Genomic DNA, 14,535 nt, shown 5'->3' with positions numbered 1-14,535 from the left:
CGCCCCCGCACGGTCAGAAGACCGGCACGCCCTCGCGGACCAGCTTCCAGTTGGGCACGAAGAAGTCGGCCGGGTCGATGACGCCCTTGGCCTGCGCCCAGTCGATGAGCAGCTGGCGGATCTCCTGCTGGGCGTTGTAGACCTGGGTCTTCACGATGCCCGGGAAGTTGCCGCCGCCGCTGCGCCGGTAGTTGTTCACCGCCACCACGAACCGGGCGTCCGCCGCGACCGGGGTGTCCGTGCTGGCCAGTACCAGGCGGGTGATCCGCCGGCCGACCGGCTCGGCGATGTCGATGTCGTAGTCGACGCCGGAGAACACGTCGTAGTTGTAGTCCGGCACCGCCGGGTCGCTGATCGTCTCCGGGTTCACCGGCGCACCCGCCGGCAGCGTGACGAAGTACTTCGCCGAGTACTCCAGGTACGCCTTCACCTCGGCGCCGGTCAGCACGACCGCCTCCAGCGTGTTGTCGTACACGTAGAGGCCCGCCACGTCGCGGATGCGCACGTCGCCCTGCGGGAACACCGCGGTACGGCTGAACGGCGCGGCGATGGACAGCACCGGCAGGCCCGCGTACTCGCCGCCCGCGAGGGCCTCGGTGACCACCTCGGTCTGGACGTGGTTGATGAAGTCCAGGATCGGGGTGTCCTTGTACCGCGACTCGGCGGCGGACAGCTCCACGCTGGACTGCGCGACGACGCGGTTGACGTACTCCACGGTCGTGGCGTGCTGGCCGCGCACGGCCGCGAGCACCGCCGGGTCCTCGGCCACCGTGTTGGTGTTCAGCGTGGTGGCCGACTTGGCGGTGACCGTCCAGCGGCCCTTCTCCCGGGCCAGCGTGAAGTCCATCCGGGTCAGCCGCTGGCCCCACTTCGACGGCTCCGAGGTGAGGACCCGCTCGCCGGTGGTGAGGTTGGTGACGAACTTCTCCGGCACCTCGTTGTGCGCGTGGCCGAACAGGATCGCGTCGATGCCGGGCACCTGCTCGGCGATCAGCGCGGTCGGGTTCTCGTTCGGCAGCTCCGGGCCGTAGCTCGAGGTGCCGCTGTCGCCGCCGTGCGCGGAGATGACGACCAGGTCGGCGCCGCGGCGGCGCATCTCCGGCACCCACTTCGCGGCGGTGGCGACCATGTCGGCGAAGACCAGGCGGCCCTCGACGTTGCCCTTGTCCCAGATGGCCACGCCGGGGTTGGTCAGGCCGAGGATGCCCACGCGCAGCTTCGGCGCGCCGTGCCCGCCGAGCTTGACCTCCTTGATCACGTACGGGAGGAACGCCGGCTTGCCGGTCTTCGCGTTGAGCGCGTTCGCCGCGAGGGCCGGGAAGCCGAGCTGCTCGATCCAGGTGGCCAGCAGCGGCAGGCCGTAGTTGAACTCGTGGTTGCCGAGCGTCACCGCGTCGTACCGGAGGATGTTCATGGCGCGGGCCATCGGGTGCGTCTCACCGGTGGTGGTGATCGGCTCCTGCTTGGCGTAGTACGTCGCCAGCGGCGTGCCCTGGATCGTGTCACCGGCGTCGAGGACCAGCGTCGCCTTGCCCTTGCGCTCGGCGCGGATCTGGTTGACCAGGGTGGCGAGCTTCGCGACGCCGACGTCGTTGTGCTTGCTGTCGTCGAACTCCGCGTCCTTGTAGTAGTCCCAGTTGTAGACGTTGCCGTGGGTGTCCGACGTGCCGAGGATCGTCAGGTCCCAGGTCTTCGGCTGCTTCGGCTTCGCCTCGGCGGGCGCGCCGGCCAGCAGGGGAGCGGTCGCGGCGGCGGCCGCGACGGCCAGCACCTGGCGCCGGGAGGCGCCGGAGGAGGAGGTCATGAGGTGCCTTTCCGAATGGGGGTACGCGCCTTGTGGGCGCCGTTGCGCACCATAACCACCACATGTCGCCTGCGCCACACCGGCCCGAATTGTTTCCCTTCCGGTCACACGCCGCTGTTTTCGTGCCGGTCACCGGGGTAGGGGCGCATCCATGAGCGAGGACCAGTTCACCCAGCAGCACCCGGCCGAACAGTACGGACAGCGCGACGGGCAGCCGTCGCAACAGCAGACGCCGCCCGGCAACGAGCAGGAGATGGGGCCGAAGCCCGACCACGGCGAGGAGTCGTACCGGGGCAGCGACCGGCTCAGCGGCAAGCGCGCGATCATCACCGGCGGTGATTCCGGCATCGGCCGGGCCGTCGCGATCGCCTTCGCCCGCGAGGGCGCCGACGTGCTCGTCACGTATCTCGCCGACGAGGAGGAGAAGGACGCCCGGGAGACGGTCGCGCTGATCGAGCAGGCCGGGCGCACCGGCGTCGCGGTGCGGTGCGACCTGCGCGAGGAGGCCAACTGCCGCGCCCTGGTCGACCAGGCGCTGCGCGACCTCGGCGGCGTCGACATCCTGGTCAACAACGCGGCGTACCAGATGTCGCAGGACAACGGCCTGCTCGACATCACCACCGAGCAGTTCGACCGGGTCTTCAAGACCAACGTGTACGCCATGTTCTGGCTCTGCAAGTTCGCGGTGCCGCACATGAAGGAGGGCTCGACGATCATCAACACGTCGTCGATCCAGGCGTTCGACCCGTCGCCGCAGCTGCTCGACTACGCCACCACCAAGGCAGCCATCGCCAACTTCACCAAGGCGCTCGCGCAGAACCTCGCCGAGCGGGGCATCCGGGTCAACGCGGTCGCGCCCGGTCCGATCTGGACGCCGCTGATCCCGGCCACGATGCCGGAGGAGAAGGTGAAGCAGTTCGGGACCGACACGCCGCTGGGCCGTCCGGGTCAGCCGGCCGAGCTGGCGCCCGCGTACGTCTACTTCGCCTCGCAGGAGTCCAGCTACGTCACCGGCGAGATCCTCGGCGTGACGGGTGGCCGCCCGACGAAGTGAGCCAGCCCCGGCTGGTGCCGTCGTGGCCTTCCGGTCCCGCCCTCGGCCGCCTGGTTCCGCTGCTCAGCGGGGCCAGGCGGCCATCCGGCGGCGGACCTCGGCGATCTGCGGCGCGTCCAGGCCGTAGCGGGTGAACCGCCTGTCGGCCAGCCCGTCGAGATAGCGGCCCGCGGCGCGCACGTCCTCGTCGTCCAGCGCCGGATCGACCTGCCGGGCCAGCTCCAGCAGCTCCGCCACGTTGTACCGGTCCAGCGCGGCGGAGACGTCGATGTAGTCGCGTACCTCCCGCCGGTTCACCAGCGCGGCGGTCTTGTTCGCGATCAGGTCCCGCACGTCCATGACCGGGCCGAGGTCCATCACCACCGGGCTGCGGTGGCGGTCCAGGCGGGCCAGGCTCAGGCGGATCTGCCGGCCGTCCCGGCTCACCACGAAGTCCCGCAGGTCCCGCTCGAAGCCGTCGAACACCTCGCCCAGCCCGCCCGGGTCCACCTCGGCCACCCGGTACCCGGCCCGTTCCAGCGCCGCGCGCACCCCGTCGGCCGCCGCCGCGGCGGCGCCCTCCACGTCGGCGAACAGGTCGACGTCCTCGGTGGGGCGGGTGACCAGTCCGTGCGCCGCCCAGGCGACGCCGCCGCCGAGCACGAAGCGGTGCGGGCCGGCCGCGGCGAGCGCCACCCGGGCCACCTGCCGGTAGAAGTCGTGCGGATGGGTCACGCGGCGCGCAGGCTCCGGTGCCGGCCCTCCCAGGCCAGGCGTACGCCCCGAGGCAGGTTGAGCAGCGGCCACAGGCGGCGCAACGTGCCTGCGTGGATCAGCTCGCGCAGGTCCTCCACCCGGGTCGTCTCGCGCAGCACGTTCTCGTACATCCAGAGCAACTCGTCCGGGTCGCCCAGGTCGAACGCGCGTTCGCTGCTCCACATCAGGCGTACCGGCAGCTCGACGATGCCGGTGGTGGGACCGGTCAGCTCGTCCAGGGTGCGCGCCACCACGGCGGGTCGCCCGGGACGGGCGAGGTACGCGTGCGCGCTGACCGACATGGCATCAGGGTAACCCCAACCCGGCCCCTTCCCCGCGTCCCTTCCTCACCTCCCCTCCGCCCCCTCCCCGCCCCCTTGTCGCGTCGATCATGAAGTTGACGGCACGGGGTGTCCGTTTTGTCGCCGTCAACCTCATGATCGACCGCCCGCTTGTCGGCAGCGCTCCCGCCGGAGATCTTGGAAGATTTGGGCCCCCATGAGGGCCGGTTTCTTCCAAGATCTCCGACGGTGGGGTGTGCGCCGAGGCCTGCTCGCGTCGGTGCCCGCCCTGCCAGATGGAGATCTTGGTACGTCCTCGCCCTTGTGGGGGCCGTTCCGTACCAAGATCTCTCGCCGGCGAGCCCTCCACCGAGATCGGCGACATCCGCTCGGGGCCTGCGGGCCTGCCGTCGGCCGCCCGACCTTCCAGTCGATCATGAGGTTGGCGGCGGCAAAACGGACACGAGGTGCCGTCAACTTCATGATCGACGCGGCAGGGGTGGCCCGGGCGTTGGCGGGCGCGACGTGGGGCGGGATGCGGCGAGACGGGCGTGCGCGAGCGGCCGGTGGGTGCGTCGGTCGGAGTAAAGAGCGGGCGTGTCCGTTGTGTGCCGGGTGCCGGGGACACCTTGCGCCGGGTGTCGGGTTCTGGGGTGGTGGGGGACACCCGGGTGGCGGAATCCGGGGCGGGGCCGGGGCGTTATACCTGGTGAACGACCGCAGCAGCACCCCCGGCGCCCCCGGCAGGCGGGGCGGCGGAACCCGGGAATGACCCCGGGCCGGCGGTCGTTGAACATGGCTCCGGCGCCGCCAGTGAGCCCCGTACGCCACCCCCCGGCGCGGGCCGCGTGAGCAGGACGCCGGAGATCCCCCCAAGAACCTCTCTTGAGCGCCTGACGGTGCTCGCACCCGCCCCGAACCCCCTCGGCGCGGGCGTCGACCCCCGAACGGAGCCCACCATGAACACGATCCTGCGCAAGAGCATCCTCGGTATCGCCGGTCTGACCGTCGCCGGTGGCCTCGCCGCCGGTCCTCTCAATCACGACGCCGGCACCCCGGTGCGCGACACGGCCGTGACCACCACCCAGGCCGCCGCGAAGCTGGACAGCGCCGCGCTGATCCCGCACGGCGTGCAGGGCACCCAGTCCCACATCGACCTGAACGACGAGCAGACCGCCAACGTGAAGGCGATCATCGCGGCGACGAAGAAGGCCGGCATGGACGAACGCGCCGCGGTCGTCTCCATCGCCACGGCGTTGCAGGAGTCGAAGCTGGAGAACCTCGGCCACCTGGGTGACCGTAACGACCACGACTCGCAGGGCCTGTTCCAGCAGCGTCCGTCGAGCGGTTGGGGCACGGTGGAGCAGATCACCGACCCCGAGTACTCCACCACCGCGTTCCTGAAGGGTCTGAAGCAGGTCGACGGCTGGAAGGACATGCCGCTGACCGTCGCCGCCCAGACCGTCCAGGTGTCCGCTTACCCGGACCACTACGCCCAGTGGGAGCAGCAGGCCGCCGACCTGGTGGCCGAGCACTGGAACAGCTGACCCGGCGGTGACCGGGGTCACGACGAGCGAGCGGAAGAACCGTGACCCCGGTACCGTTGTGCAGAGCGTCGGTGTGTCCAGTGTCCCCGGGCCTCACCTAAATTGCCTTCGCGGAATACCGTTCGGCTGGAGCCGCGTCGCGCCACTCGCCGAGAGGCGACATGCACACCGACGCCCAGAGCCGCCCCGGCCATCCGGCCGGGGCGGCTCTGTCTGTGGGATCGAGTCGCACGCCCCGGTTCGCTGGCCTAGGGTTACAGGCAGAGGTGAGCCGTTCTCGACGGAGAGGGGGTGCGCGGATGGGGTTCAAGACGTTCATCCAGGGGTGGCCGGTCTACCGGCAACTCACCGGCACCGACCCGCTCGGTCGCGGCGCCGCCGCCCAGTCGGCGCGCTCCGCCGAGTTGGCCCCCCGCACCGAGACCGCCGACGGCATGGCCCGCTCGGTCTGCCCGTACTGCGCGGTCGGCTGCGGGCAGCGGGTCTTCCACTCCGGCGGCAAGGTCACCCAGATCGAGGGCGACCCGGACAGCCCGATCTCGCGCGGCCGGCTGTGCCCGAAGGGCTCGGCCAGCAAGAGCCTGGTGACCAGCCCGCTGCGCCCGACCACGGTCCGCTACCGCCGGCCGTACGCGACCGAGTGGGAAGACCTCGACCTCGACGTCGCGCTCGACATGATCGCCGACCGGATCCTCGCCGCCCGCGCGGAGACCTGGGAGGACGTCGACGACGAGGGCCGACCGCTGAACCGGACGCTGGGCATCTCCAGCCTCGGCGGCGCGACGCTGGACAACGAGGAGAACTACCTCATCAAGAAGCTGTTCACGGCGATGGGGGCACTCCAGATCGAGAACCAGGCCCGTATTTGACACTCCGCCACCGTCCCCGGTCTGGGGACCAGCTTCGGTCGCGGCGGCGCGACGGACTTCCAGCAGGACCTCGTCAACGCTGACGTCATCGTCATCCAGGGCTCGAACATGGCCGAGGCCCACCCGGTGGGCTTCCAGTGGGTGATGGAGGCGAAGAAGCGCGGCGCGAAGGTCTTCCACGTGGACCCGCGGTTCACGCGTACCAGCGCGCTCGCCGACACGTACCTGCCGATCCGCGCGGGCACGGACATCGCGCTGCTCGGCGGCGTGGTGCGCTACATCCTGGAGAACGAGCTGGACTTCCGGGAGTACGTGCTGGCGTACACCAACGCGGCCAACATCGTCAGCGAGCAGTTCGCCGACACCGAGGACCTGGACGGCCTGTTCTCCGGCTACAACCCGGACACCGGCTCGTACGACCACACGAGCTGGCAGTACGAGGGCCAGGAGGACAGCGCCCGGATCCGGGGCACCGGCAAGGAACGTGACTCGGCCTCCGGGCTGGAGCACGAGTCGCACGGCGAGCCGGTGCCGCCGCAGGCGCCACGGGACGAGACGTTGCAGCATCCGCGCTGCGTCTACCAGATCCTGAAGCGGCACTTCGCCCGCTACACCCCGGAGATGGTGGCCCGGGTGTGCGGCATCCCGGAGGAGAAGTTCCTGGAGCTGGCGCGCGCCTGGACGGAGAACTCGGGCCGGGAACGCACCGGCGCGCTCGTCTACTCCGTCGGCTGGACCCAGCACAGCGTCGGCGTGCAGTACATCCGCACCGGCTCGATCATCCAGACGCTGCTGGGCAACATGGGCCGCCCGGGTGGTGGCATCCTGGCGCTGCGCGGGCACGCCAGCATCCAGGGCTCCACCGACATCCCGACGCTGTTCAACCTGCTGCCCGGCTACCTGCCGATGCCGCACCACGCCGACCACCCGACGTTCGACGAGTGGGTGGACAGCATCCGGCGCCCGGGCCAGAAGGGCTTCTGGGGCAACTCGCGTGCGTTCGCGGCGAGCCTGCTGAAGGCGTACTGGGGTGACGCGGCGACGCCGGAGAACGACTTCTGCTACGGCTACATGCCCCGGATGACCGGCGACCACGGCACGTACCAGCAGGTCCTGAACATGATCGACGGCAAGGTGAAGGGCTACTTCCTGCTCGGCCAGAACCCGGCGGTCGGCTCGGCGCACGGCCGGGCCCAGCGTCTCGGCATGGCCAACCTCGACTGGCTCGTCGTCCGCGACCTGTTCATGATCGAGAGCGCCACGTTCTGGAAGAACAGCCCGGAGGTCGCCACCGGCGAGATCGTGCCGGAGGAGTGCCGCACCGAGGTGTTCTTCCTGCCGGCGGCCTCGCACGTGGAGAAGGAGGGCACGTTCACGCAGACGCAGCGGCTGCTGCAGTGGCGAGAGAAGGCCGTCGACCCGCCGGGCGACGCCCGCTCCGAGCTGTGGTTCTTCTACCACCTGGGCCGCGTGCTGCGGGAGAAGCTGGCCGGCTCCACCGAGCGTCGCGACCGCGCGCTGCTGGACCTGGCCTGGGACTACCCCACGCACGGTCCGCACGCGGAGCCGAGCGCCGAGGCGGTGCTGAAGGAGATCAACGGGTACGAGGTGGCCACCGGTCGCCCGCTCAACGCGTTCGGCGAGGCCCGCGACGACGGCTCCACGGCGATCGGCTGCTGGATCTACTCCGGCGTCTACGCCGACGGGGTGAACCAGGCGGCCCGCCGCCGGTCCCGGCACGAGCAGGACTGGGTGGCGGCCGAGTGGGGCTGGGCGTGGCCGGCGAACCGCCGCACGCTGTACAACCGCGCCTCCGCCGACCCGGAGGGCCGGCCGTGGAGCGAGCGCAAGAAGTACGTCTGGTGGGACCCGGAGGCCGGCGAGTGGACCGGCTACGACGTGCCGGACTTCGAGAAGACGAAGCCGCCGTCGTACCGGCCGCCCGAGGGTGCCTCCGGTCCGGCCGGGCTCGCCGGTGACGACGCGTTCGTCATGCAGGGCGACGGCAAGGCGTGGCTGTACGCGCCGACCGGTGTCCTGGACGGCCCGCTGCCGACGCACTACGAGCCGGCCGAGTCGCCGATGCGCAACCCGCTCTACGGTCAGCAGGCCAACCCGACCCGCAAGATCTACGAGCACCCGGTCAACCGGATGAACCCGAGCCCGCCGGAGCCGCACAGCCAGGTCTTCCCGTACGTGTTCACGGTCAGCCGCCTCACCGAGCACCACACGGCCGGTGGGATGAGCCGTACCGTGCCGCGCCTGGCGGAGCTGCAACCGGAGATGTTCGTCGAGGTGTCCCCGGAACTGGCCGGCGAGATCGGCCTGGACCACCTGGGCTGGGCGCACCTGATCAGCGGCCGCGCGGTGATCGAGGCGCGGGTGCTGGTCACCGACCGGCTCACCCCGCTGCGGGTGGACGGCCGGATCATCCACCAGGTCTGGCTGCCGTACCACTTCGGCACCGAGGGTCTGGTCACCGGCGACTCGGCGAACGACCTGTTCGGCATCACGCTGGACCCGAACGTCCTCATCCAGGAGAGCAAGGTCGGCACCTGCGACATCCGGCCCGGCCGTCGTCCCACCGGCCCGCCGCTGCTCGACCTGGTCGGCGACTACCAGCGGCGGGCCGGGATGACGCCGGACCGGAAGATCCCCGTGGTGACCACCGACGCCGGCGGCGGGGACGACGCCGCCGGCAGCACCGACGAGCGGTCGCCCGCCGCGCACCAGGACGGGGAACCGGATGCCTGACGCCAACAGCCTGTACGGCCCGCTCGACCCGGCCCCGGACGCGGGCTGGGTCGACGCGCCGCCCCGGATGGGTTTCTTCACCGACACCAGCGTCTGCATCGGCTGCAAGGCGTGCGAGGTGGCCTGCAAGGAGTGGAACGGCGTCCCGGACTCCGGTTTCGACCTGCTCGGCATGTCGTACGACAACACCGGCGCGCTGACCGCGAACTCGTGGCGGCACGTCGCGTTCATCGAGCAGCCCCGCCCGGCCGGGCACCGCACGCCGCCGTTCGCCGGCGACCCGACCGGCCCGGCGATCAGCCCCGCGTCGGCCTCGGTCGGCGCGGGCACGGCCCCCGACACCGGTACGAACCCGGGCCTGCCGCCGGGACAGCCGGAGGCGGCGGCGCGGATGGCCGCCGGTCCGGAGTTCCTCGGCATGCCCGGCACCCAGCCGCCCGGGCGGGCCACCGGCGTGGAGAGCCGCACCGACTTCCGCTGGCTGATGATGTCCGACGTGTGCAAGCACTGCACGCACGCGGCCTGCCTGGACGTGTGCCCGACCGGTTCGCTGTTCCGCACCGAGTTCGGCACGGTGGTGGTGCAGGAGGACATCTGCAACGGCTGCGGCTACTGCATCTCCGCCTGCCCGTACGGCGTGATCGACCAGCGCAAGGGCGACGGCCGGGCGTGGAAGTGCACGCTGTGCTACGACCGGATCGGCGCGGGCATGACACCCGCCTGCGCGCAGGCCTGCCCGACCGAGTCCATCCAGTACGGCCCGCTCGACGAGCTGCGGGAACGCGCCGCCACGCGGGTAGCCGCGCTGCACGAGCGGGGTGTGCCGGAGGCACGTCTCTACGGCCACGACCCGACCGACGGCGTGGGCGGGGACGGCGCGTTCTTCCTGCTGCTCGACGAGCCGGAGGTCTACGGGCTGCCGCCCGACCCGGTGGTCACCACCCGGGACCTGCCGAAGATGTGGAAGCGGGCCGGGCTGGCCGCGCTGACCATGGCGGCGGCCGCCGTCGCCGCGTTCGTCGGAGGATCGTCGTGAGCCCGGACCGCCCGGTCGGTGACCTGTTCCGCCGTTTCCGCGAGCGCCTGTCCGCCGAACGCCCCGCCGGGCCGCACGGCGGTCTCGAGCGGCTGAGCGCGGGCCGCGGCAGCGCCGCCGAGCGGGAGAACGGCAGCCGGGCCACCGCGCCCGGTCCCGGGATGGGCCGCACCGACGCGGGCTCCCGCGACGCCGGCCTGCCCCCGCACCCGCCCCGCGACGCGGCACCACGCCGACGCCGCGGCAAGGGCGGCAAGGGCGGCAAGGGCGGCGGGGAGCAGCTCACCGTGCCGCCGGCCGAGTTCACCTCCTACTACGGCCGGCCCGTCCTCAAGCCGCCGGTGTGGCGGTGGGACATCGCCGCGTACCTGTTCACCGGCGGCCTCGCCGCCGGCTCGTCGCTGCTGGCCGCGGGCGGGCAGCTCACCGGCCGTCCGGCGTTGCGCCGCGCCGGCCGGGTCGCCGCGCTGGCCGGGGTCGGCGCGAGCACCTACTTCCTGATCAACGACCTGGGCCGGCCGTCGCGCTTCCACCACATGCTGCGGGTGGCGAAGGTGACCTCGCCGATGTCGGTGGGCACCTGGATCCTCAGCGTGTTCGGCCCGGCCGCCGGGGCCGCCGCGGTCGCCGAGGTGGCCCCGCTGCTGCCCGAGCACGGCGTGCTGGGGCTCGGCCGCCGGCTGCTGCCCCCGGCCGGGCACGCCGCCGGTGTGGTGGCCGCCGTCACCGCGCCGGCGCTCGCCACGTACACCGGGGTGCTGCTGGCGGACACGGCGGTGCCGTCGTGGCACGAGGCGTACCCGGAACTGCCCGCCATCTTCGCGGGCAGCGCGCTGGCCAGCGGTGCCGGTGTCGGGCTGGTGGCCGCGCCCTGCCCGCAGGCCGGCCCGGCGCGGCGTCTCGCGGTCGCGGGCGCGGCGATGGAACTGTGGGGTTCGCACCGGGTGGAGAACCGGCTCGGCCTGCTCAGCGAGCCCTACACGCAGGGCACACCGGGCAAGCTGCTGCGCGCGGGCCGGGCGCTCACCGCCGCCGGTGTCGTGGGCGCGCTGGTCGGCCGCCGCAGCCGGGTGCTGTCCGCGCTGTCCGGCGGCGCGCTGATCGCCGCGTCGGTGTGCACCCGGTTCGGGATCTTCCACGGCGGCGTGGCGTCCGCGCGCGACCCGCGCTACACGGTCGTGCCGCAGCGCGAACGCGCCGACCGGCGGGCCGCCGACCAGGTCTGACACCTCCCCGGGCGGCCGCGCGGCGGCTGTGGTTGACTGCTGCGTGGAGGCGTTCAGGCGGCTGGTGCCCCTCCCGGTCTTCAAAACCGGTGTGGTCCGGGACCCGGGCCAGGCGGGTTCGATTCCCGTCCGTCTCCGCCAAAACCGTTCCCGGGAGTGCACCGATGCGTGAGGTCGACCCGCGACGGCGGGTGCCGCGCACCGACGCGCTGCTCGCCGATCCCGCGCTGGCCGCCGCCGCCGCGACGCTCGGCCGCGACCGGGTCAAGGCCGCGATCGTCCGCGCGCAGGACCGCGCCCGCCGGGGCGAGCTGACCCCCGATCAGGTACGCGACGCGGCGCTGGCCGACCTGCCCGGCCGTACGCCACGCGCGGTGCTCAACGCCACCGGCGTCGTGCTGCACACCAACCTGGGCCGCGCCCCGCTCGCCCCGTCGGCGGTGGACGCGCTGGTCGCCGCCGCCGGGCACACCGACGTGGAGCTGGACCTGCGGACCGGGCGGAGGGCCCGGCGCGGCCGGGAGGCGCTGGACGCGCTCGCCGCCGCGGTGCCCGACGCCGGGGCGGTGCACGTGGTGAACAACGGCGCGGCGGCGCTGGTGCTGGCCGCGACCGCGCTCGCCGCCGGCCGGGAGATCGTGGTCAGCCGCGGTGAGCTGGTCGAGATCGGCGACGGGTTCCGCCTGCCCGACCTGCTGGCCAGCACCGGCGCGCGGCTGCGCGAGGTGGGCACCACCAACCGCACCACCCGCGCCGACTACGAGGCGGCGATCGGCGAGCGGACCGGGTTCGTGCTCAAGGTGCACCCGTCGAACTTCGTGGTCACCGGCTTCACGTCGGCGGTGCCGGTGGCCGAGCTGGCCACGCTCGGCGTACCGGTGGTGGTCGACATCGGGTCCGGGCTGCTCGCGCCGGACCCGCTGCTGCCCGCCGAGCCGGACGCCGCCACCACACTGCGCGCGGGCGCGCACCTCGTCACCGCCAGCGGCGACAAGCTGCTCGGCGGACCGCAGGCCGGTCTGCTGCTCGGCGACGCCGACCTGGTGCAGCGGCTGCGCCGGCACCCGCTCGCGCGGGCGCTGCGGGTCGACAAGCTCACCCTCGCCGCGCTCGCCGCCACCCTGTACGCGCCCACCACACCCACCCGGGACGCGCTGCACGCCGACCCGGTCCGGCTGCGGGACCGGCTGGAGCGGCTGCGGGACCGGCTCGGCGAAGACGGCTGCAAGGCCGAGGTGGTGCCCAGCGCCGCGGTGGTCGGCGGCGGCGGGGCGCCTGGCGTGGAGCTGGACTCGTGGGCGCTGAGCCTGCCCGAGCGGTACGCCGAGCCGCTGCGCACCGGCGAGCCGGCGGTCCTCGGGCGGGTGCTGCAGGGCCGGCTGCTGCTGGACCTGCGCGCCGTGCCGGAGGACGCCGACGACCGGGTCCGCGCGGCCGTGCTGAGCGTGGAGGACTGACCGGCATGTGGGTGGTGGCGACCGCCGGGCACGTCGACCACGGCAAGTCCACGCTGGTGCGGGCGCTGACCGGGATGGAACCGGACCGGTGGGCGGAGGAACGCCGCCGCGGCATGACCATCGACCTCGGCTTCGCCTGGACCACACTGCCGTCCGGCGGCACGATCGCCTTCGTCGACGTACCCGGGCACGAGCGGTTCGTGCCGAACATGCTCGCCGGTGTCGGCCCGGTCCCGGCCGCGCTGATCGTGGTGGCCGCCGACGAGGGCTGGATGCCGCAGTCCGCCGAGCACCTGGCCGCGCTGGACGCGCTGGGCGTGTCGTACGGCCTGCTCGCGGTCACCCGCGCGGACCTGGCCGACCCCGGGCCGGCGACGGCACGCGCCCGCAAGGAGATCGCCGCGACCTCGCTCGGTGAGGTGGAGGCGGTGCCGGTCTCCGCGGTCACCGGCGCCGGGCTGCCCGAGCTGCGCGCAGCCCTGGACCGCCTGACCGCCCGGCTGCCCGACCCGGCCGCCGACGCGCCGGTGCGGCTCTGGGTGGACCGCGCGTTCACCGTGCGCGGCAGCGGCACGGTGGTCACCGGCACGCTCGGCGGTGGCCGGCTGCGCGTCGGCGACGAGCTGGAACTGGCCGCCACCGGGGAGACGGTGCGGGTACGCGGACTGCACTCCCTCGGTGTCGCGCATGCCGAGGTCGAGGCGGTGGCCCGGGTCGCGGTGAACCTGCGCGGCCTGTCCCGGGACCGGGTCGGGCGCGGCGACGCGCTGCTCACCCCGGGCCGGTTCGGGCGCACCGACCTGCTCGACGTGCGGCTGTCCGGCGACCCGGCCGCCGACCTCCCGGCCACGCTCACCCTGCACGCCGGCTCGGCGGCGGTGCCCGCCCGGGTCCGGCCGCTGGGCCCGGACACGGTACGGCTGCGCCTGGACCGCCCGCTGCCGCTGCTGATCGGGGACCGGGCGCTGCTGCGCGACCCCGGCCGGCACCACGTCGCGGGCGGCGTGACAGTGCTGGACGTGGACCCTCCGCCGCTGCGCCGCCGGGGTGCGGCGGCCGCCCGTGCCGCGGTGCTGGCCGGCCTGGACGGACGGCCGGACCTGGCCGGGGAGCTGCGCCGGCGGCGGCTCGTCCGCGCCGGTGACCTGACCCGGATGGGCGTGCCACCGACCGCGACCCCGGTGACCGGGCAGTGGCTGGCCGACCCCGAACACTGGCGGGACCTGGGCCGCCGCCTCACCGAGGAGGTCACCCGGTACGCCGCCGAGCATCCGCTCGCCGCGGGCGTACCCGTCGACGTGCTGCGCCACCGCCTCGACCTGCCCGACCGTGCCCTGGTCACGGCGCTGCTGCGCGCACCGCTGCGGCTGCGCGACGGCCTGGTCACCGCCGCCGGGCAGAACACCCTGCCGGAAGCGGTGGCCCGGGCGGTGGACCGGGTCCGGGCCGAGTACGGCGACCGCCCGTTCCAGGCCCCCGAGGCGCACCACCTGGCCGACCTCGGCCTGGGTCCCCGCGAGATCGGCGCCGCGGTACGCGCCGGCGCGCTGCTGAAGCTCGCCGAGAACGTGGTGCTGCTGCCCGGCGCCCCGGACGACGCGGTACGCGTGCTCGCCGGGCTGCCGCAGCCGTTCACGCTCAGCGCCGCCCGGCAGGCGCTCGGCACCACCCGCCGGGTGGCGGTGCCGCTGCTGGAACTGCTGGACCGGCGCGGCGCCACCCGGCGGCTGCCCGACGACGCCCGCGAGGTGGTCCGCCCGCCGGGCTGAGCC

10 protein-coding genes and 1 tRNA gene are annotated in these 14,535 nt (G+C 73.4%); 8 read left to right on the top strand and 3 right to left on the bottom strand.

Annotation, left to right across the window (positions count from 1 at the left end):
• Positions 1 to 13: 13 nt before the first annotated feature.
• The gene (locus ACQP26_RS15995; RefSeq protein ID WP_433493226.1) at positions 14 to 1,804 is read right to left on the bottom strand and encodes a bifunctional metallophosphatase/5'-nucleotidase; all 1,791 of its coding nucleotides are present in this window, start codon (positions 1,802 to 1,804) and stop codon (positions 14 to 16) included.
• A 151-nt stretch (positions 1,805 to 1,955) separates the two neighbouring features.
• Between ACQP26_RS15995 and ACQP26_RS15990 the strand changes: the two genes are divergently transcribed.
• Positions 1,956 to 2,858: an SDR family oxidoreductase gene (locus tag ACQP26_RS15990; protein WP_269706019.1), complete on the top strand. Its 903-nt coding sequence runs from the start codon at positions 1,956 to 1,958 to the stop codon at positions 2,856 to 2,858.
• Positions 2,859 to 2,921: 63 nt separating this feature from the next.
• On the opposite strand, the gene ACQP26_RS15985 is transcribed toward ACQP26_RS15990, so the two are convergent.
• The gene (locus tag ACQP26_RS15985; protein ID WP_281577799.1) at positions 2,922 to 3,572 is read right to left on the bottom strand and encodes a nucleotidyl transferase AbiEii/AbiGii toxin family protein; all 651 of its coding nucleotides are present in this window, start codon (positions 3,570 to 3,572) and stop codon (positions 2,922 to 2,924) included.
• Positions 3,569 to 3,895, bottom strand: coding sequence for a hypothetical protein (locus tag ACQP26_RS15980; RefSeq protein ID WP_013476750.1), 327 nt, complete (start codon positions 3,893 to 3,895; stop codon positions 3,569 to 3,571). Before ACQP26_RS15980 ends, ACQP26_RS15985 begins: the two co-directional genes overlap by 4 nt.
• 938 nt (positions 3,896 to 4,833) lie before the next feature.
• Here ACQP26_RS15980 and ACQP26_RS15975 point away from each other — a divergent pair.
• The 7 genes from ACQP26_RS15975 (at position 4,834) to selB (ending at position 14,532) form a co-directional block, all read left to right on the top strand.
• On the top strand, positions 4,834 to 5,421 hold the full coding sequence (locus ACQP26_RS15975; RefSeq protein WP_281577800.1) for a hypothetical protein: 588 nt from the start codon (positions 4,834 to 4,836) through the stop codon (positions 5,419 to 5,421).
• Positions 5,422 to 5,720: 299 nt separating this feature from the next.
• Positions 5,721 to 9,044 carry a formate dehydrogenase gene (fdh, locus tag ACQP26_RS15970; protein WP_269706029.1) on the top strand — a complete coding sequence of 1,108 codons (3,324 nt, stop codon included), beginning with the start codon at positions 5,721 to 5,723 and terminating at the stop codon, positions 9,042 to 9,044.
• Positions 9,037 to 10,080, top strand: a complete 1,044-nt coding sequence (locus ACQP26_RS15965; protein ID WP_433493225.1) for a 4Fe-4S dicluster domain-containing protein — start codon at positions 9,037 to 9,039, stop codon at positions 10,078 to 10,080. Before fdh ends, ACQP26_RS15965 begins: the two co-directional genes overlap by 8 nt.
• The gene (nrfD, locus tag ACQP26_RS15960; RefSeq protein WP_433493224.1) at positions 10,077 to 11,306 is read left to right on the top strand and encodes an NrfD/PsrC family molybdoenzyme membrane anchor subunit; all 1,230 of its coding nucleotides are present in this window, start codon (positions 10,077 to 10,079) and stop codon (positions 11,304 to 11,306) included. The genes ACQP26_RS15965 and nrfD overlap by 4 nt, the downstream gene beginning before the upstream one ends.
• A gap of 45 nt (positions 11,307 to 11,351) precedes the next feature.
• A tRNA-Sec gene (locus ACQP26_RS15955) sits at positions 11,352 to 11,447 on the top strand.
• 23 nt (positions 11,448 to 11,470) lie between these two features.
• A complete protein-coding gene (gene selA, locus ACQP26_RS15950; protein ID WP_269706034.1) occupies positions 11,471 to 12,763 on the top strand; it encodes an L-seryl-tRNA(Sec) selenium transferase in 1,293 nt (430 codons plus the stop codon).
• A gap of 5 nt (positions 12,764 to 12,768) precedes the next feature.
• Positions 12,769 to 14,532 (top strand): selenocysteine-specific translation elongation factor, encoded by a 1,764-nt coding sequence (gene selB / locus ACQP26_RS15945; protein ID WP_433493223.1) that lies wholly within the window; start codon positions 12,769 to 12,771, stop codon positions 14,530 to 14,532.
• Positions 14,533 to 14,535: the final 3 nt, after the last annotated feature.

The organism is Micromonospora sp. CA-248089, from assembly GCF_050948515.1.
Classification (GTDB): domain Bacteria; phylum Actinomycetota; class Actinomycetes; order Mycobacteriales; family Micromonosporaceae; genus Micromonospora.
This window is presented reverse-complemented; position numbering and strand designations above follow the sequence as displayed.

Excerpts from the sequence above, each read along its gene's own strand:
- selA (WP_269706034.1), top strand. The coding sequence starts at position 11,471 with ATGCGTGAGGTCGACCCGCGACGGCGGGTGCCGCGCACCGACGCGCTG.
- selB (WP_433493223.1), top strand. The coding sequence starts at position 12,769 with ATGTGGGTGGTGGCGACCGCCGGGCACGTCGACCACGGCAAGTCCACG.
- ACQP26_RS15965 (WP_433493225.1), top strand. The coding sequence starts at position 9,037 with ATGCCTGACGCCAACAGCCTGTACGGCCCGCTCGACCCGGCCCCGGAC.
- ACQP26_RS15990 (WP_269706019.1), top strand. The coding sequence starts at position 1,956 with ATGAGCGAGGACCAGTTCACCCAGCAGCACCCGGCCGAACAGTACGGA.
- ACQP26_RS15980 (WP_013476750.1), bottom strand. The coding sequence starts at position 3,895 with ATGTCGGTCAGCGCGCACGCGTACCTCGCCCGTCCCGGGCGACCCGCC.
- ACQP26_RS15975 (WP_281577800.1), top strand. The coding sequence starts at position 4,834 with ATGAACACGATCCTGCGCAAGAGCATCCTCGGTATCGCCGGTCTGACC.
- ACQP26_RS15995 (WP_433493226.1), bottom strand. The coding sequence starts at position 1,804 with ATGACCTCCTCCTCCGGCGCCTCCCGGCGCCAGGTGCTGGCCGTCGCG.